An 18,345-nucleotide genomic window follows, 5' to 3' on the forward strand; every position below is an offset into this window, starting at 1 on the left:
GGAACCTGAAAGATCATCAGAGGCCGCGCTCGCCTTGCAACTTGCCACCTCACCCCACGGACAAACAACCCAAAACCCATCAAAGATCAACTACGCCGGGGCCGTGCATCCCGGACGACGCCTTCAAGCCGATCGAGGGCGATGACAAGAAGATTGCGGCGGCTCTAAAGAAGCGGAACGCCGCCGAGCGCGGCGGCCAACTCAGCTTCCACACCGAAGAACGCATTTGGGTCTCCAACACCGCCTTCGCGGCGAGCCTCCGTGACATTACTGCGGCTCAGACCAACACCTTGCGCGATGTCCGGCTCCAGTCCAGCCGCTTCCGCGAGTTGGAACAGTCGGCGGACTACCTCCGGGCCCTGCACATCAGCGACGCCTGGTGCGCCGCCTTCGTCTGGCCCAAGGTTCAGGGTGCGCCGACCCCAGTCACCGAAGGCGTCTTTCGGGACCTCCAGAGCGCGGGTGCAGGCATTCCGGTGAGCACGAACGAGGAGATCATCCGCCTCGCCCAGCAGTACAAGTTCTTTCATTGGCATCTGGAGTTTCCAGAGGTTTTCACCGTCTCAGAGACTGTGGACGGCGACGTCGATACCTCTAGCGGTTGGACAGGCGGCTTCTCTTGCGTGCTGGGGAATCCGCCGTGGGAGCGCATCAAGCTCCAGGAACAGGAGTTCTTCGCCCAGCGAGACGCGACTATCGCCAACGCCTCCAATGCGGCCGCCCGTAAGCACCTTATCACGGAACTGCCAAACACGAACCCCGACCTTTTCGCAGAGTTCACCGCAGCCAAGCGCCAGGCTGAGAGCGAGAGCCAATTCCTGCGCTTGTCGCTGCGCTACCCGCTCACCGGGCGGGGTGACATCAACACGTATGCCATCTTCGCCGAGACCGATCGCATGATGACGGGCCCCCGCGGCCGCATGGGCATCATCGTGCCGACGGGCATCGCCACGGACGCAACGACGCAGTTCTTCTTCAAGGACCTCGTTACCAACGGTCAGTTGGCGGCGCTGTACGACTTTGAGAACGAGGACAAAGTTTTCCCTGGCGTCCACAATCAGATGCGTTTTTGCCTGCTCACCCTACGGGGAACTGGGAACATGAGCGAGCCGGCCCAAATGGTGTTCAAGGTGCGTCAGGCGGACCAGATCGCCGAGCGGCGCTATCACCTGACGGCGGAGGACATCCTCCGGTTGAACCCCAACACAGGCACGTGTCCGGTCTTCAGCACCCGCCGAGACGCCGAGATTACGCTGGGCATCTACCGTCGGCTTCCGGTGTTCATCGATGAGTCACGCACGGACGGCAACCCGTGGGGCGTGTCCTTCATGGCCATGTTCCACATGGCGAACGACTCCCACCTGTTCCGTCCCGACGCACAGCGAGGCGAGACCTTCGAAGACCTCCTGAAGGACGGCTGGAACCTGAAGGGCAACGTACTAGTACGAGGGGACGAACGCCTGCTGCCTCTGTACGAGGCCAAGATGCTCCACCATTACGACCACCGCTTCTCGACATATGAGGGCGCCACCGAGAAGCAGCTCAATAAGGGCACGTTGCCGCGACTCACTGTGGAACAGCATCAGGATGCTGCCGCCGTCCCGATGCCGCGGTATTGGGTCCCTGAGCAGGACGTTCCCACGGGTGAATTCGATAAGAACGGCCGGGAGATCAAGCTCGCGGGCGTCCGCGCGCGCCTTGCCGCCAAGAGCTGGGACCGGGGCTGGCTCTTGGGGTGGCGGGACATCACCAACAAGAGCAACGAGCGCACCATGATCAACTTCACGTTTCCGCGTGTGGCAGCCCCGGATGGCACCTTGCTCATGCTTCCGTCAGCGGATCCCATCGTAGGACTGGTGGCGTGCCTGTCTTCATTCGTGCTGGACTTTGCCGCTCGGCAGAAGGTCGGCGGCACACACCTCAAATTCTTCACCATAAGTCAACTCCCCGTCGCCTCACCCGCTCAGCTCCGCAACCATGCCCACTTCATCGCTCCTCGAGTGCTTGAACTGGTCTTCACATCAGAGAGTTTGCGTCAGTTCGCCCGCGACATCAGCGACACCGGCGCACCCTTCCGTTGGGACCCGGACCGCCGAGCGACGATCCGAGCAGAGTTGGACGCCTTCTTCTTCCACCTATACGGCGTGTCCCGCGACGACACGTCGTATGTGCTCGACACCTTCAACGTCACGCGCGACAACGACATGAAGGCGTACGGCACCTACCGCACCAAAGAACTGGTCCTCACCGAGTACGACCGCATGGCGGCAGCCGGCGTGAGCCTGGACAACCCATTGGTGGATGGGGAGAACTACACCTCTACCCTCACCCCGCCCCCGGGCCACGGCCCCCGTCACGAAGGCATCAGAGAGTGACGGCACGCGGCTTCCGGTCAACCAGCCTTGGCTCCGGCAGTGTCGCAGCAATGCGCGTTGCCGCCGTAGCCTGGACTTGCGTTGCCGTGCACGTGCAGAGGTGCCGTCCGGAAGGGCTGACGCACCAGTCCGGTATTGAGGCAGAGAATTACGCACTAACAGGAGACCGCAGGTGACGACGAGTCCGCCACCGGCTGGTCCGAGGCAGCCGGTTTCAGGATCGCGGGCCGAGGCTATCGCCCGAGAACGGGAACGGCTGCGGGCGCTGCGGGCGCGCCGTGAGGAGCAGGGTACGGACGGGGCCGTCGATGGTTTCACGGTGCGTAAATGGCGGAAGGTGGGCGTCTTCGGGGCGCAGGCGGTAGTCCAGGCTAAGCGGCTTGCCTGAAGTTCTGCGCGTAACTCTTCGGCAGCCAGGGCGAGGCCCAGGGTGCGGCGGTGGTCAGCATCTGGGTGGGTGAGCGCTGCCGGAAGAAGGCGTGGACCTGGCGCAGGCGGCCCGGCCAGGTGACGGCGGTGTTGGCAATGTGGGCCTTCAGCGCGGCCCAGATGCGCTCGACCGGGTTGTCGTGCGGGCTGTAGCGGGCGCCGAACAGCAGGCGCAGGCGGGGCTGGTCGGCCAGGTAGGCGGTCACCGCCTTCGCGTGATGAATGCTGTCGTTGTCGCAGACCACCGCGACGACCGGGGCGGCGGGGTAGGCGGCCAGCAGTAGCTGGAGGAAGGCGACGAAGGCGGCGGCATTGCGGCGGCCCAGGGTGTAGACCCAGGCGCCGGTGGCCACTTCCAGGGCCCCGAAGACGGTGGCCTGCCGGTTCTTGCCTGGGGTGGCCACCTGCTGCCGCGTCCCGCGCAGGATCCAGCTCGCCCGCACGTGCGGCAGTAGGTGCAGGTGGGTCTCGTCCTCGGCCCAGACCACCGACCCGTGGGGCAGGGCGGCGAGTTGGCGGCGCAGGGCGGCGAGGGTGCGCCTGCGCTCGGGGTCACCCCTGGCCACCAGGCGGGGCCGCCGCCAGGCCGCCTGTTCGCGAGTGTGCCGGTACACGGTGCGCAGGCTCATCTTCGGCCGGCCCAGGCGGCGCCAGATCCGGCGGATGGTCCACGGCCCGGGGCGGGTCAGCAGGCGGCGGATGCGCTCGCCCAGCCTCGGCCCGCCGAGCCGGGGCCGCCCCGCGCGGGGGCGATCGGCCAGGCCCGCCAGGCCGGCGGTGTTGTAGCGATGGATCCAGCGGCGCACCGTGGCCGGGTGGTAGCCGAGCAGCTCGCCGATCTCTCCTGCGGTCATGCCGGCCGCGGACAGCAGCACGATCACCGCGCGGGAGGCCTCTCGCCACCGGTGATGCAGCAGGTGATACAGGTGCTGGTACGCCGGACCGGGGCGGTTGGCGAACACGGATGCCGGACGCATACTGGCCTTGACCTCGCCGGTTTTGTCGTAGTTTGGTCAACCTCGATACAACACCCGGCGAGGTCTTCTCGTCATCGAGGCCATCGCGCCAGGCCGCCGCTGCCGCTCCAGATTCCGCGCAGAACTTCAGGTCATCCGCTTAGGGCGGCGCTCCAGGAACTGACGACCCAGGCGCAGGCCGCCGCGCCGGACTGGGCGCTCGACGCCGTGCGTAGCGCACTGCGCGACGAGCCGGACGACCGGCTGCTGCCCGCTGTGCGGGCTGTCCTCGCACAGGCCGATCCGCAGGTGATCACCACGACGCTGACGGCGGTGCACGCGGGTGGCTTCCTGTGGCTGTCCGAGGTTGCGGGGCAGCGGCTCGCAGTCCTGTCGGCAGACAGCGATGCGCACGTGCCCTCCGGCGGACCGACGATCTCCGCGAGCGAGGATCCCTCGGGTGCCTTCGCACTTCTCGCGGCCTGCACGGCGCAGGAGTCGGCCGCCTTCCCCCCCTCGAATACTTCCGCGTGTTCTCCCCTGGGCGCCGCTGAGTGTCGTCGACGACCTCATCGACGCCGAGACGGTCGGCCCCGAGCACCAGCCGTGGCAGTACCGGACGGAGGAAGCGGAACGCAGGTACCTGATGGCCCGTCTGGTGCCCGACCAGGTGACGGACGAGCAGGCCAGAGCCTTGGACTGGCCAGAGAAGCGGCGACGGGACGCGTTCCTCGCCGGGGCCGAGCCACTGCCCTCCACCGGTGATGTCTACGACCTTTTGGAGCGGGTGGCCGACGGCGACGCGTCGGTCCTGAAGGAGCTCGAAGGGCGGCTGCCCCGGGACCTGGTGTCACGGCTTCGCCGGTTGCAGGACGGGGTCGCGGTCGGCAGCTGGGAGCAGGACATTTGGGAGGACCGGGGTCTGTGGCGGCTCATCTTCTCCCTGTGGGAGCCCAAAGCCGTGGTGAATCCCGCTCGGTCGCCGCTGCACGCGCTCATGGCTCTGCGCCAGGCCTATGACCTGATCTGTCGCAACGATCTCGCGCGTGCGTCGTCCCAAATAGAGAAGCTGGTCTCGTTCGAGGCGGCTGACCCTGCCTACAAGGCCGAGGCACTGAATTTTCGTGCCTATACGTTGCTGCTTCAGGAGGAACTGGACGCCGCCGCCATCGTGCTGGAAGACATCCGCAACGCCCATGAGCTGGCCGAGGCCAACCTCCGCCTGGTCCGGCAGCGCCGGGCTATTCCCCGCAACGACCGGCCTCCGGCGTCCAACCCGTATCTCGAACTCGGGCTGCCGCACGGCTCACCGAGCTGGGAGGCGCGGTACCGAGATCTCCGCCGGGAGCATGCACACGACGTGGACATGAGCGCGCGGCTCAACAGTGCGATGAAGAGGATCAGGGACGCGGAGCGCGACGAGAACTGGTCTGGCTTCTTCGTGCTGCCGCTGGACCAGGGCCTGTTCGAGCTTCCCGACGAGGTGCCGGTCACGCTGGTCCCGCCCCTGGCCCCGCTGAAACGGCGAACCGTCCCTCACTCCCCCGAAAACCTGACGCTCGTGCGGCAACGAGCGGTGGCGGATCTGCTTCCCCACCTGCTCAACGCACCCAGACGCCCCGACCGCAATGACAGGATGCACACACGGTGACAAAGCTGCCCCGGAGCCGCCGGAAGACGACAGCAGCGCCCATCCGCTCTACTGCCAAAGGAAACAACGGTCTCAAACGTCGCCGGGAGAAGCGACCGGGCGGCGGCCGAGACCTCCGATGCCACCCCCCTCACCTACCGGCCGGAAGAGCTGCTCAGCCCGCACATGTTGCTCACCCGCTTCACCGAGCGGGCGCGCGAACTGGTGGCGCGCTTCCGGAGGACGGGCGACCGGCGCAGGCCGCTGTGACCGGCGCCCTGCGCCAGGCCGTTCTGGAAGCGTTTCGCGCTCGGGAGGAGTACGTGGCCAGGATGGTCGAGATGGATCTGCTCGCGAGCATGCCGCACCAGAGCGCGAAGACACTGCGCAAGGGCATCCGCACAGCCCTGCTGGACCAGGGCGTGCGCTGCGTCGACTCTCCCGACGACGAGCCCGAGCACTTCGTCGTGGTGGAGGGCGACGGTGAGGCCTTCGAGGTGCTGCGTCCGGCCTACGTGGACCAGGCCACCGGCAAGCTGATCCTTTCCGGACAGCTGCGCCGCCTTCCCGCGTCCGACGGCGCGGGCCGGCCGGCCGGCGAGGAAGAAACAACCGTCGGGGAGGACATGTGACCGCCACCGGCATCGATTTCGGCACCACCAACTCCGTGGTGGCCCAGTGGCTCGGCGGCGAAGCCGATGTACTCCTGCTGGACGCCCACCACATCGACGCCGACTGGCGTCGTCCCGGCTTCGAGTATCTCTTCCCGTCGGTCGTGGGCATGAGTTCCCTGCGTCGCGGGGCGCTGTTTGGCTGGGAGGCCAAACTGCGCTCGGAAGAGGCGGCGGAGGCGTGCAAGCGGCTCCTCAAGAGCGACGAGTACGTCAAGATCCACGGTCGCAGGTTCGCGGCCACCACGGTGGCCGCCGGCGTGTTCCGGGCCATGCGGAAAGGCGCGGAGCACAACCTCACCGCCATCGATCGGGCCGTGATCACCGTGCCCGCCAACGCCACCGGGGCCGCGCGTTACCGCACGCGAGCCGCCGCGCAGTTCGCAGGTATCGAGGTCCAGGCGCTGCTCAACGAACCGACGGCGGCCGCGATCTCCTATGTGCACGACCTGCAGGAGGACTTCACCATCCTGGTCTTCGACTGGGGCGGTGGCACGATCGACGTCACCGTGCTCGACTACCAGGACGGGTTCTTCGAGGAACGAGCATCGCGGGGCGTGACCGAGCTAGGCGGTCTGGAGATCGACCGCCGCCTGCGCGAGCTCGTCCTCGAACGGGCACCCGCCCGAGCGGCGTGGACTCCGGCGCAGCAGCGGCAGTTCGGGCTGGACGTGGAACGCAGCAAGATTCTTCTGTCCTCGCAGGAGTCCGTCACCGTCATGACGCCGGACGGCGTCGCCGTCGAGATCTGGCAGGAGGAGCTGGAGGACGCCATCACCGATCTGGTGGACCGCGCGCTCGCACCAGTCCAGCAGTGCCTCACCGACCTGCACATGGCGCCCCTGGACGTGGACGCGGTTCTGATGATCGGAGGCACCAGCCAGATCCCGAGTGTCAGGGCGGCGGTCGCCGAGGTCATGCAGCAGCAGCCCGTCGGTGTGGATCTGTGCGACCCCATGACGGCGGTCGCCCGCGGCGCGTCCATCGCGGCGGCCGTGTTGTCGGGTGAGGAGGACGGCGTCATCCAGGTGGCGACGAGTCACGCCCTGGGCACCGTCGTCATGGACGACGCCGGACACAAGAGGTTCAGCCAGATCATTCCGCGCAACTCACCCCTGCCGTGGAAGGAGCGCAAGAGCTACACCCCACGCCGCGACAATGCGCGCAGCCTCCCCGTGGAGATCTGGGAAGGTGACCCGACCCGGCCCCTGGACCACCCGGACAACGTGCAGTTGACGGAACTCCGGCTCACCTACCCGGAGCCCCGTGCCCGCGAGGACTCTCGCTTCCTGCTGGAGTACACGTACGACACCAACGGCCTTCTGCACGTCAAGGCCACTCTGGAACGTACTGGCGATGAGGTGCTGAACGAGGAGATCAAGAGCTTCAGCTCCGGTGGCCCGACACCCGAAGTGCTCAAGGAGCTTGAGGATTTGCTCACGGGGAACACCGGCACGACATGGCCCGGGCAGAGCGCCGACGCCACGACGAGGCGTCCGGTGTTCACGACGGCCAAACCAGCGCCTCCGTCCAGCGCAGGCGCTCGTACCACCGCTTCCACGCCACAGGTACTGGTCGTCGACGGATCCAACCTGGCATGGATTGGGAGGTCCCCTCGGCAGCCCGACGTGTACGGCAGCGAGGACCGGCCATCCTTCGCCCAGCTGCTGTCTGCTCGTGACGCCCTGGCGTCGCGGTATCCCGACGCCGTGCTCCACGTGGTCGTCGACGCCACCTTCCGGCACAAGGTCGCGGAGGACGAACGCGCTGCAGTGGCAGCAGCACTCAGCAAGGGAGACCTCATCCAGCCTCCGGCCGGAACCGAGGGCAAGGGCGACGCCCTCGTGACAGCCGTCGCGGACGACACCGGCGCCACGATCGTCACCAATGACAACTACGTCGAATTGCAAAGCAGGTACCCCTGGCTGCGGGACAAAGCAAGGGTGCTCGGGGCCACGTACTCGCGGGGCGTATGGGTGTTCACTCCACGCGCGTGTGTCGCCCCCTGTCACCGAGTCGTACCGGCGCAGTTGCCGAAGCCGTCTCGGGCCCTGACCCCTCCGAGTCCCTACCCTCTCGCGGAGATCAAGCTACGCCCGCACGAGAAATGACACATCGTGCCCACGCCGACCGCCGACCGCCGACCGTGAGGCGGCCGGCGGCAGTGCTCACCCACCGACGACGTACCCCACGGGGCGTGTCCACTGCTCACGGTCCACGGTGAAGTGGGGACGGTTCAGGTCCTTGGAGTCCCGGACGTGGATGGCCTGCTCCGTGACGGCGAGCTCAACGCAGCTGTCCCCCTGTGCGCTGCTGTAACTGGACTTGAACCAGTCGAGTTCGGACGTGCTCATAGCGCTCCTCGCATCCGCTCCAGCAGGCCCACGGAGTCTTTCGGGGAGAGAGAGCCTGCGAGCGCAGTCTCGCATAGCGCATGTGCAGCCGACTGACCTGCTTCGAGTCAGCGATCAGGCGGCCGTTCTCTTGACCTTCGGAGTAGCCACGCCAACTCCCGTCCGGTCTTTCCAGCAGTTGGATGGGTCCAGCCATACAGGCGTGGTGCTCGGCGTCCGCAGGCATGATCTGAAGCGTCACGTTCCTCGGCGCAACAGCCTCAAGCACGTGCTCGATCATTTCGCGAGTCACGTCCAAGCCTCCGAGACGACACACGAACACCGACTCCTCGACAATGAAGTCATAGGTGGTGTTAGGGCGCTCTCGCAGTAGACGCTGCCGCTCCAATCGCGCCTGAACGGTGGCCTCCAAAACCTCATCCGACAGGGGTGGGATGTCGTTGTCGCAGAGGGCGCGCATGTACCCCTCTAACTGGCTTGCGGAGCCTCAGGCAGCGGGCATGACCCGAGCCTGGCCGAAGAGGCACTCCGGCCAGGCGGCGGATCTCACATCGACACCGGCTCGGTTGATCTGGCAAACGGGTGGACAGTCCCTGCCCGGGCTGTTAGGCAAGTGATCATTGGAAGTCGATCAACGGGGGGACACTCGTGTACTCAGCCACAGCCGCGCGTCGCGCAGCGCCAATACTGCTGACGGCGGTCCTGCTGGCGGCGTGCTCGTCCGGACACGACAGCACTACGGCGGCGGCCTCCGGTGGTGGCTCGTCCCCGACCGCGCCGTCCTCCTCTGTGAGCAGCGACCCGGCGAGTTCCGGCTCGTCGACGACGAGCCCTTCCGGGACGGCGGACTACCCCACCGCGGAGGCCGCGCCGGGAGCCGCGATGCCGCAGGTCCGGGACGCCTTCGCCGTACTCCAGGCCACGTACAACGACGGCTGCACGACGCCGGGCAACTGCGAGTACTTCCTCACCCGGGTGCTGACCAACCTCGACGACCTGTACAACTCGATGAAAGCCAGCCCGAAGGGAAGCGGCCACTTCGCCGGACCCCTCGCCTGGATCCGCACGATGCAGGACACCCTCAGAGGCGACTTCTCCTTCCCGAACCTCAAACGGCACCAGAAACTCCTGCTGGGCACCCGCGACAAGGTCAACACCTGGATGCAGTCCCACCCCGACGACTACCGGTAAGGCCAGGCAGCGAGGACGAGGTCGGCCGAGGCCGATCGCCTGCCGCTGATCCCTCCACCGCCGCGTCCGGGCACACGGCTTACGCTCCGTACCGGTTCAGGTCGGCACCGACTCCCAGCGGTACGCCTCGACTGCCTGCTCGTAGGGGAGCAACAGCGGCTCCAGTTCCGTACGCACCAGGTCGGCGTCGCCTGGCGGCAACGTCAGCGACGCCCGCCTCATGCGTACGCTCCACGTCGCCGGATCGGGGAAGACCGACAGCCGCGGGACAAGGTCGCGCAGGACCAGTCCCTCACGGAGCCGTGCCAGGCCGGACACCTCCAGGCGGCAACCCTCCGTGAAGGAACGCTCCCCGAAGATGACCGGCTCCTCCAGCACCCGCACGGAACTGGCGAACGTGGCGCGGCCGACGACGCGCCCGAGGTCACGCGTCGGGTTCCGGAAGCAGCCCCGGGTGGTGTACAGGAAGATCTCGTCGCCCTGTTCCAGCGCACGAGCCGCCTTGGCCCGCCCTGCCGGGAACGCCATCCGCTGCTCGGTCACCACCCAGCTCAGGGCGGCACGGTCTCCGATGATCAGCAGGTGCGTGGACGGCATGCCGATCACGATAGCTGGGGTGGGGCCGCCCGGCGCGCCTGCGGCTCCACTTCCGTATCGCGCGCGATCACCTGGTGACGCGAACCACAGCCGGGGCCCCGGGCCGGCTCGGGAGCCCCGCACCGGCAGCCGTCTCACGGACCGGCCCGCCCCCGGAAGACCGGCAGCGCCTTCGGCCTCACCCTCTGCACCGACCGGTGTTGCGCCGCAGTCACGGCCGCGTGAACGGTGACCGTCGACGACCGGCGGCAAGCGCACTGAGGCGGTCGCCGATGACGGAAACACCAGGGCGGGGCTCGTTCGCGTAATACCAGGGCTTGCGTCGGTGCAGCAGCGCCTCGCCGTGCTCGCTCCAGGTGAATCCGGGCTTGCGCAGCAGCTTTCGGAACACCGTGTCGACTGTCTCGGGGTGAGCGGCAGCCAGCCGGCGGATCGGCAGCGGCCCGATCGACTCCTCGCGCAGGTACGTGCGCAGCAGGTCCTGGTACTGTCTGCGGCCCCCGAGGGCCGGGTCCGCGAAGAGGTCTTGGAGCATTCCGTAGTCCGCGTAGAAGTTGAGCCCGTCGACTTGGTCGTAGATGACACCGATGGTGTCCGAGCCCGCCAGTTCCGGCGGCAACTCGAAGAAGGGCAGGTCCAGGCCGGGCAACCGCCTGCCTCGGGCGCGGTCGGGCTGTTTGGCGACGGCGGCCTCTTGGCGGTGGCGGTAGTAGGCGTTGAGGAGATCCTCGGCTTCGGCAGGCGGAAGGGCCAGTTCGTCGCCGCCGCAGAACTCGACGAACGCGGTCCGGTCCTCCCGCATCGCCTGCCACCCCTGATCGACCTTCTGGGGGTTGCGGAAGACCAGTTCGGGTCGGCTGGTGGCCAGTTGGAGAGCGGCCTGGGCGATCTCGGTCGCGCTGGACTTGGGGTAGCTCGACATCGCCCCGGACACCAGCCACGCCCCGCCGGCCGAGTGAACCGGTACCAGGCAGGTGTGAAGGAAGCCCCCCTTGGACACTCCTCCAAACGCCGCCCGCCCGACATTCGAGTACGTGCGGTACTCCAGGTCGTCGACCAGGTTCAGCAGAACGACGGCATCCTTTTCCTTGCGCTGGATCTCGAAGATGCCCTCGACCGGGTCGCGCCAGCCGAGCAGCATCTCCCGGTCGAGGGCGGTCAAGTCCTTCCGCCCGGCGACGAACCGGTCCACCACGGTCGAACCGTCCGGCAGGCGGTAGCGCAGGAGGAAGTGGTCGACGATCCGGATCGCCTCGCCCTCGTCCAGCTGCCGCTCAGGCCCTGCGGCCTGAAGCAGGAGGGCCGTCAACCACCGGTCGAAGCGGGCACTCTGCCCGAAGGCGACCAGCTGCCCTTTCAACTCGGCACTGCGCTCGATGAGGTCGGTCAGCGACCGTTCGCCGACTTCCCTGTGCGTGCCCTGTTCGGCGTCAGCCATGTCCAGCCCTTCCACACAAGCCGGTTCCGCATGGGTGCGAAGTGCCCGGACTCAACCGGCCCAGTAACGGTACGCCTCGATCCACTGCGCACCCTCGGGCGCCGGGCTGGGCAACGGCAGCTCCAGGATACCGATCAACTGCCGCATGCGGCCGCGAGAGCACAGGGCGACGATCCTTCCGTCCGGCGTGAGGTCAATGCCGCCCACGGTCACCTCGACGCCGAAAGCCACCGTGGTGAAGGGCAGGTCGAGATGCTCCTCAAGCATGGTGAACAGACCGGTCAGCTGCTCGTCCTCGTTGTAGGCGTCGACAGCCGCCTCGTCGATCATGGACTCGAGCTCAGCCGTACCCAATGCGCTCATAGGGCAACACTAACGACCCTCGGGGTGACACCGGGCGGCCCGGCACTCCTACGCGCGGCCGGTTGGACTCACGCGGATGCGTGTACCACTCGGTAACGGAGCGCGTGTCCGCCGTACCCAGGAACCGGGAACGGCGGACACGGAGGGGTCGTCACTGGCCGGACAGCCCACAGCGTCATACAGCAGAGGCAACGCACTCCCGAAGCAACGGCTCCAGACGCAGCCGCCCGTCCTGCCGGTCGAACACCTGCAGTGCGTCGAGGCAGGCGAAGACCCAGCGGCCCGCCTCCTCGTCTGCGGCCTGGTAGGCGATCGCGGTCACGATCTCGTCCGCGTCGGCGAGTCCGCTCTGGAACTCACCGGCGACGGCCTGGTAGCCCGCCGCGAGTGCCGGATGTGCGTACACGCCCGTCGCCTCCACGAAGGCACGGATCGTCGACCGGTCAGTGAGCATGCCGGCAAGGCGCCTGAGGACCTCGTCGGGATCGCCGAGTTCGCCGTGGAGCCGGTGCGCCCGGTCAACCAGCCAGGGCCACCCGCCGGTCAGTGCGTGGAGCCGCTCCAGACGCTCCTCGGTGTTGAACGCCTCGCGCTGCTGCGCCCAGTTGCGCAGGCTGCGCTGGTCGTGGCGGCGCAGCACCACAGGAGCCGCGAAGACCTGCTCCTCGCCCATGAGGAGAGCGCGCCACAAGTCCAGTTGGCGGGTGTCGGTCACCAGGACCACCGCGCGAGTGACCCCCGGAGTGCTGGGCAGGAGGGTGTCGGCCAGAGTGACAGCCTCACGGCATGTCTCCGGCTTCACCGGGTAGCGGGCGAAGTCGCTGATGATCACTCGCCGTTCACGGGGATGTCCGCCCGTGAGCTCCTGCTTGAAGGCGCTGGGCTTGCCGATGGGCGGCAGGGTCCAGTCGGCGATACGTCCGGTGACCGTTCGCAGGGTGTCGCCCACGTCCGTGACTCCGGTGGCCGGTGTGCCGAGGACGATCCTCGTCTGGTTGGTGCGCTCACCGAGGAGATCGTCGAGCTGGGTGATCGTGAGCGGGGCAGGTCGCCCGTCAGGCAACTCGGGCCGCCCTTCCAGCACGATACTCTCCTCCAGTTTGCAGTCACGCTCGGCCCTCAGCAGCCGGGCCTCGACCTCGTGGGACGTGCCGATCATGCGCAGCGCGTTCGGCCCGCGCAGATGCCAGCCCTGGCCGTCGTGGTTGGGTGCCAGAATCCCGAGGCCCACCATCTCGGAGAGATAGGCACGAAACCCTTCGGTGTCGAGCCCCACGAAGCCCACGCGCCACCAGGTCTCGCATTCCTCGCGCAGCTCGGCGTCGCTCAACCGTACTTCCAGACCACGATGCCTCGCGTGGTACGCAAGGACGTTGGCGATCACGTCATAACGATGGTCGAGGCTCAAAGTGTCCTTGAAGGCCGCCGAGATGCCCGCCCTGAGGGCAGCGTCCGACTCGACGGTCTCGATCTCGGCCACCGTCACGGTGTAGGGAGGGCCGCCGACTCCGCGCCGCACGCGCTTGCGGTGCATCACCTCGACCAGCCGGTGGCCGAACATCTGGAGCAGGAACGGCTGGTACGAGCAATAACCCAGGACGCGGTTCACCAGGTCCACGTCCTCGAACTCGAAGCCCAGCGCCCGCATCGGCTCCACCAGGAGATCGGCGGCGAACTGCGGAGCCAGTGGGCCGATCACCTTGGGTGTCTGCGCGAGATGGCCGAACGGCCCGTTGCTCGCAAGCTTCGAGAAGCGCTGCACGGAGTGCAGACCGGCGAAAACGACCTTGGCCCGGTCCTTAGTGTCGGACCCGAGTCCCTTCAGCTTCTTGGTCTGGTCGAACCGCGGGGCGTCCGCCTCGAAGAACTGGTCGCACTCGTCGAGCAGAATCAGCAGGCGGCGTCGGGAGTCGCCGTCGAGCCAGGCTCGGATGCCCTCACGCACCCGCTCGGAGCGATCCTTCCTCGGCGACTTGCGGCCCTGCGGTCGACCCAGGACCTGAGAACTGGTCAGTTCCCGGTCCAGCACACTCCACAGGGCCTCCGGTCCGAGGGAGCTTCCCTTGCCGATGTTCTCCTGGTCCAGGTTGATGTACACAGACTGGTGGAACCCGGGACGTTGGTCCATGAAACGTTCCCCGGCGTCGCTGAGCAGCGCCGACTTGCCCAGACCGCGTCCGCCGAAGATGACCTGTGTGCCGCGCGGGTCGAGGATGCTCTGGCGTTCGGCATCCCGCCCGTAGAACATCTCCCTCCCGATCCGACCGCGCTTCTCCCTGATGTACGGATTGACTCCGGAAAACGGGAGCAGGGTCTGCGTGGCCGTACTGACCTGCCGGTTGCCGCGGGCCGCGAGGTAGGCCAGGGCCGCGTCGTCGACGACCAGCATCGACTGCAGACGGTCCGCACCTGCCGCGAGTTCGGCGCGGGCCGCCGACCCCAGGGTGCCGAAGTAAAAGACCAGGAGACTGGTTCCGCTGAGATCCCGTTCAGCGAGACTCGTGATCATCTTGGCGGGCGGACGTCCCCAGACCATCAACCCGCGGAGGCTTCCGCCCTGCTCCTTGATCTGAGAGCCGAAAGCGGGAACCTTAGCCCGCCCATTGACCTGCACACCTGTGGCTTCGAAGAAGCGGTACTCACGGCGCTGCTGCGACAGCTCGTCCAGCCACCGGACGGTCTTGGCGTCGTAGCCCAGCAGCTTCAGAGCCGGGAGCGGCTTGGCTCGAGGGATGTTCCGGCGATCCTTCTGCTCCGTGGCACCCAGCTCCCGCCAATCGTTCAGGGCGTCCGCCGCCAGTGCCGCCTCATCGCTGGAGAGGCTCCCGTAGTCGAGGACGCCGACGGTCGCGTGCTTTCCGCCCGAGCGGACCAAGTCGACGAGTTCCTGGTCGACTCCATTGGATAGTCCCTCGGGCACGACGGGGAAGAACTCCGTCAGGTGGGATTCGCCCGCCTCGATCTCCGGTACTGGTTCACCGATCTCCAGGAAGTAGACGAGGTCCGCCGCGGTCGCCAGCCCACCGGTGTCCAAGTGCCGGAGTACCTGTGCCCGTTCCTCCTCCGCGAGGTCCAGGGCGTCGAGCCGGGCCCGGATGCGGTCGGTTGCCTCCTGGCGGTAGGCGGGTAGGTCGGCCCGCACCGCTTCTAGCGCCCGGCGCACGCCGCTCAGGCCGTGCTGGTCGGGGTCGTCCAGGCGGGCACGTGCGTCCGCGAGCAGCTCTTGCAGCCTTAGATCCTGGTCATCCGTCACCGCGCCGTCGGCCTGCGCCCGATGGAGTTCCGCCACGAGTTCCGCGTGTTGCGCGGCGAGATCCGCACGCCCCGTGGTCTCCCGCTCCTCGATCTCCGCACGCGTCTGGACGCCGAAGACGGCACCGTCCAGCCCCGGCAGTACCCCTTGCTCGGCCAAGTCCACAATGGTGCGGGCCGCCGTGAAAGCGCCGCGGTCGAGCCGCTCCCGAAGAGCCTCTTCCCAGCTACGATCAACCGCCGTCAGGAGCAGGTCGAGCGCCGGCTGCTCATCGAGCGTGTCGCAGACCTTGAGCAGCTCCGCGCTCAGGACGAGCTCCGGGTCGGCTCCATTGCCCGGCTGCGTCGTCAAAGCGGCGCCGGACAGCAGGCCGAAGAGTTCCTCCATGGAACTACGCGCCGCCCATGCGGCCGCGGCGGCGATGGTGCCCGGCCGTTTGGCCATCTGCCTGAGCTCGGCCATGGCAGCTTCGCGCCGGCCCAGCACCGACTGGCGCAGGGATGAGATCTCCTTGGTGGCGCGGTCGGTGTCGGACCGTTCGGTCCCGCGGGCCCGGTCGACCGTCAGGCACCACTCCTTGGCCAGGGCCACAGCCCGCTCGATGACATGAATCAGGTCATGCCGCCCGGCTCCCTGCAGCGGTTTGCCACTGGAGGAACGGTACTTGCGGTCCATCCGGTCGATCTCGCCGTTGACCTCGGACACCTTCGATAGGCGCTCCGCCTTGTCCCGCGCGGCCGGTAGCGCGTCACGATCATCCTTGATCACGACCTGGAGCATCGAGCCGAGCAGCCCGTCGGGAACCAGCCACCGTTTTGCGATTTCCGTCGCCCGGGCGAACCGGAGCCGCTGGGTCGCGGTGAGAGCCGCACTCTGTTCGCGCAGTTCGCGCAGCCTGGCTTCGTTCTCAGACACGTCGGCGATGACGACGAGTGGGGAAGCGGTCATCAAAGAACCGCTGAGCGCGCGATCCGCAACGGCGGTCGCCACCTCCCCCAGAGCGCCGGGGAGCCGGGACACCATGGCCTTGACCTGCGCACCGGCCACATAATCGCCGGTCACAAGGGCGGTGCGCAACAAAGCAGGCAACAGGACGAGTTCGAGGTTTTCGAAGTCGCGGCCGGTGAAGTTGGCCTGCTGGTTGAGCAAGTCCGCGGCCAGCCTCGCGCAGTGGCTGGTGCTCGACGTGAGCAGCGCTGCGACGCCGGCCAACCGGAGCGCCGTCACATGCGGTTCTGGTCGGCCTGCGGCCCGGGCCACGTGATGGGCGAGTCCGAAGCGCCGCTCGGCGACCAGACGTGCCAGCGCCCGCTCCTCCGTCGCTGCGTCCTCGTCCGTGACCGCACCGCTCGTCGGCGGCATGTCAACGGCGATCGCGGCGGACAGCGTGTGCCGGTGCTCGGCACGCTGGTCCGCCGAACCGGATTCGTCGCCCTCGGCAGCGGGCCCGGGCACCGGAACGACGGCCGTCACGTCAGACACCGCAGGGGGTTCCTCCTGGAGCGTGGGGGCCAGCTCCCCACCGGACCGGCGCTCGGGGTCCTGGGTGGACTGCTCGGAGGGCCTGCGTGACTCGTCCGCATCCTCGTCGCCACAGGCCGCTGCCGGGTACACGCCGTCCGTCGGGTTGTCGTCTACGCCCGCAACGTCAGCGCCATTGATGGCATTGGTCGGAGAACTGGAAGCGGAGGCCTCCCGAGCGTTGCCGCCCGACACATCAGGCACGCTCGCCGCAACGGGCAGGGGCCGGTCCACTTCCGCCCCGACGGACGTGGTGGGCGCGGTGTCGCCCTCTGCCTCGGAGCGCTCCGGCAGCGTCAGTTCGTGTGCCATTACCGCGGCCGTAGCGCATGTGGGCAGCACGCGTACCACCTGCTCCTGCAGTGCCAGGATCTCCGCCGCGGCGTCGGTCTGCCGCCCTAGCCGGACGATTCGGGCGAGCGCGGCGAGTGCGGCGCTCTCGTGCTGCTCAGCTTCTCCCCAGACGGAGGTGTCGAGGAGGCGCCGGGCGCATGCGCGTACGGCCTCGGCGGCGGAGAACGCAGGGCTATCCGCAGCGCATCCGATGGCCAGTAGGTCCCGCACCGCCTCCCGCTCGGCCCGGTCACGATCGCATGCCGCCCTGTGCGACTCGGCAGCCGTCACCATGTCCTGCAGGCGAAGGGGCACGGGTTCCACACCTGCGGCCGTGAACACAGCCCGAACGCCCTTGAAAACGTCCCGGAGTCCGGCCAGGGCGTCCAGGTCCTCCTCGGCGGGCGGGCGTCCGTCCTCGATCGTCGCAGCCATCCGCTGGGCAACCCGCTCGGCCTCCGCGACAGCGACCGTCAGCCTCCGGCAAGCCCCCTCCAACTCACTGAGGTCCCCATCTCCGGCCCTGTGCTGGTCGGCCACGTCCGGAACGGGTGTCGGTGCCTGGGTGTCGTGGGCCGGCACGTCCCTATGCTCCTGCCGCTCGGCGTCGTCGGGCGTGAAGCCAGGATGCGCCTCGACAACCGAACGTGCGGCAGCGCGGACGACGTCGAGCCGCTGCTCCTCCAGCCCCAACTCGGTCACTGCTCCCAACCAGTCTTGATCCGCCGCCCAGGCGAGGACGTACGCGTCGGCGACCGACGCCTGGCACCAGGCGAAGACTGCAGTTCGGGCCAGTGCCCTGCCCCACCTCCAAACGGGGTCGGGAACGGTACCGCGCTCCGCGAGGGCGGCGGAACCGACGTCACCCATCACTGTTTGGGTGAGCTGCATGACACCGCAGGTGCACGCGTGCTGTCGTGCCTCGCGCCTCAACCTGCCGAGGATGTCCCGGCACAACGCGTTCCCCGCCCGTCGCGGGGCTGCCATACGGATGCCCAGACGGCCGAGGAGGCGCTGACGGTCCTGGGCAGGCAGGGAGTTGAACGCTAGCTCGACCATGCCGGGCGTCAGCTGGTCCAGGGCGGTCGTCGCCGGCTGCCCCAGGGCGTTGAGTGCCGCGGCCAGAGCCTCCAGGCCCTCGACTGAGACGTCGGGCGGGGACATCGGCGGCCCCGCGACAACGCGGTAGCGGTCCTGCATACGTACGCGCTCCGTTCTGTGGTTGGTTGGTTCG

Annotated in this window: 13 protein-coding genes; 5 read left to right on the top strand and 8 right to left on the bottom strand. The window is 67.8% G+C overall.

Annotated elements, in window-relative coordinates; genetic code table 11:
* Window positions 1-41: 41 nt before the first annotated feature.
* Window positions 42-2,375, top strand: coding sequence for an Eco57I restriction-modification methylase domain-containing protein (locus ACQEXA_RS59755; protein ID WP_433135107.1), 2,334 nt, complete (start codon window positions 42-44; stop codon window positions 2,373-2,375).
* 371 nt (window positions 2,376-2,746) lie between these two features.
* Here ACQEXA_RS59755 and ACQEXA_RS59760 read toward each other — a convergent pair whose 3' ends face one another.
* Window positions 2,747-3,781, bottom strand: a complete 1,035-nt coding sequence (locus tag ACQEXA_RS59760; protein WP_432923211.1) for an IS630 family transposase — start codon at window positions 3,779-3,781, stop codon at window positions 2,747-2,749.
* A gap of 126 nt (window positions 3,782-3,907) precedes the next feature.
* Complete coding sequence (locus ACQEXA_RS59765) at window positions 3,908-4,174, bottom strand: hypothetical protein (RefSeq protein WP_433135108.1); 267 nt, start codon at window positions 4,172-4,174, stop codon at window positions 3,908-3,910.
* Between the two features lie 46 nt (window positions 4,175-4,220).
* Between ACQEXA_RS59765 and ACQEXA_RS59770 the strand changes: the two genes are divergently transcribed.
* The 3 genes from ACQEXA_RS59770 to ACQEXA_RS59780 all read left to right on the top strand — a co-directional run bounded on the left by ACQEXA_RS59770 (window position 4,221) and on the right by ACQEXA_RS59780 (window position 8,172).
* Window positions 4,221-5,411, top strand: a complete 1,191-nt coding sequence (locus tag ACQEXA_RS59770) for a hypothetical protein (RefSeq protein WP_433135109.1) — start codon at window positions 4,221-4,223, stop codon at window positions 5,409-5,411.
* A gap of 311 nt (window positions 5,412-5,722) precedes the next feature.
* Window positions 5,723-6,022, top strand: a complete 300-nt coding sequence (locus ACQEXA_RS59775; protein ID WP_433135110.1) for a hypothetical protein — start codon at window positions 5,723-5,725, stop codon at window positions 6,020-6,022.
* Window positions 6,019-8,172, top strand: a complete 2,154-nt coding sequence (locus ACQEXA_RS59780; RefSeq protein ID WP_433135111.1) for an Hsp70 family protein — start codon at window positions 6,019-6,021, stop codon at window positions 8,170-8,172. The genes ACQEXA_RS59775 and ACQEXA_RS59780 overlap by 4 nt, the downstream gene beginning before the upstream one ends.
* 57 nt (window positions 8,173-8,229) lie before the next feature.
* Here ACQEXA_RS59780 and ACQEXA_RS59785 read toward each other — a convergent pair whose 3' ends face one another.
* Both ACQEXA_RS59785 and ACQEXA_RS59790 read right to left on the bottom strand, forming a co-directional pair.
* Window positions 8,230-8,415, bottom strand: coding sequence for a DUF397 domain-containing protein (locus ACQEXA_RS59785; protein ID WP_433135112.1), 186 nt, complete (start codon window positions 8,413-8,415; stop codon window positions 8,230-8,232).
* Window positions 8,348-8,875: a DUF5753 domain-containing protein gene (locus ACQEXA_RS59790; RefSeq protein WP_433135113.1), complete on the bottom strand. Its 528-nt coding sequence runs from the start codon at window positions 8,873-8,875 to the stop codon at window positions 8,348-8,350. The genes ACQEXA_RS59785 and ACQEXA_RS59790 overlap by 68 nt, the downstream gene beginning before the upstream one ends.
* 329 nt (window positions 8,876-9,204) lie before the next feature.
* On the opposite strand from ACQEXA_RS59790, the gene ACQEXA_RS59795 reads away from it, so the two are divergent.
* The gene (locus tag ACQEXA_RS59795) at window positions 9,205-9,606 is read left to right on the top strand and encodes a hypothetical protein (protein WP_433135115.1); all 402 of its coding nucleotides are present in this window, start codon (window positions 9,205-9,207) and stop codon (window positions 9,604-9,606) included.
* 96 nt (window positions 9,607-9,702) lie between these two features.
* Here ACQEXA_RS59795 and ACQEXA_RS59800 read toward each other — a convergent pair whose 3' ends face one another.
* The 4 genes from ACQEXA_RS59800 to ACQEXA_RS59815 form a co-directional block, all read right to left on the bottom strand.
* A complete protein-coding gene (locus ACQEXA_RS59800) occupies window positions 9,703-10,203 on the bottom strand; it encodes a hypothetical protein (RefSeq protein ID WP_433135117.1) in 501 nt (166 codons plus the stop codon).
* A gap of 211 nt (window positions 10,204-10,414) precedes the next feature.
* Window positions 10,415-11,641, bottom strand: a complete 1,227-nt coding sequence (locus ACQEXA_RS59805; protein WP_433135118.1) for a hypothetical protein — start codon at window positions 11,639-11,641, stop codon at window positions 10,415-10,417.
* 51 nt (window positions 11,642-11,692) lie between these two features.
* A complete protein-coding gene (locus tag ACQEXA_RS59810; RefSeq protein ID WP_433135120.1) occupies window positions 11,693-12,004 on the bottom strand; it encodes a calcium-binding protein in 312 nt (103 codons plus the stop codon).
* 175 nt (window positions 12,005-12,179) lie between these two features.
* Window positions 12,180-18,311 (bottom strand): hypothetical protein, encoded by a 6,132-nt coding sequence (locus ACQEXA_RS59815; RefSeq protein WP_433135121.1) that lies wholly within the window; start codon window positions 18,309-18,311, stop codon window positions 12,180-12,182.
* Window positions 18,312-18,345 lie beyond the last annotated feature (34 nt).

The organism is Streptomyces sp. CA-106110, assembly GCF_050936285.1.
Lineage (GTDB): Bacteria > Actinomycetota > Actinomycetes > Streptomycetales > Streptomycetaceae > Streptomyces.

Excerpts from the sequence above, each read along its gene's own strand:
- ACQEXA_RS59760 (WP_432923211.1), bottom strand. The coding sequence starts at position 3,781 with ATGCGTCCGGCATCCGTGTTCGCCAACCGCCCCGGTCCGGCGTACCAG.
- ACQEXA_RS59775 (WP_433135110.1), top strand. The coding sequence starts at position 5,723 with ATGGTCGAGATGGATCTGCTCGCGAGCATGCCGCACCAGAGCGCGAAG.
- ACQEXA_RS59785 (WP_433135112.1), bottom strand. The coding sequence starts at position 8,415 with ATGAGCACGTCCGAACTCGACTGGTTCAAGTCCAGTTACAGCAGCGCA.
- ACQEXA_RS59790 (WP_433135113.1), bottom strand. The coding sequence starts at position 8,875 with ATGCGCGCCCTCTGCGACAACGACATCCCACCCCTGTCGGATGAGGTT.
- ACQEXA_RS59800 (WP_433135117.1), bottom strand. The coding sequence starts at position 10,203 with ATGCCGTCCACGCACCTGCTGATCATCGGAGACCGTGCCGCCCTGAGC.
- ACQEXA_RS59805 (WP_433135118.1), bottom strand. The coding sequence starts at position 11,641 with ATGGCTGACGCCGAACAGGGCACGCACAGGGAAGTCGGCGAACGGTCG.
- ACQEXA_RS59810 (WP_433135120.1), bottom strand. The coding sequence starts at position 12,004 with ATGAGCGCATTGGGTACGGCTGAGCTCGAGTCCATGATCGACGAGGCG.
- ACQEXA_RS59815 (WP_433135121.1), bottom strand. The coding sequence starts at position 18,311 with ATGCAGGACCGCTACCGCGTTGTCGCGGGGCCGCCGATGTCCCCGCCC.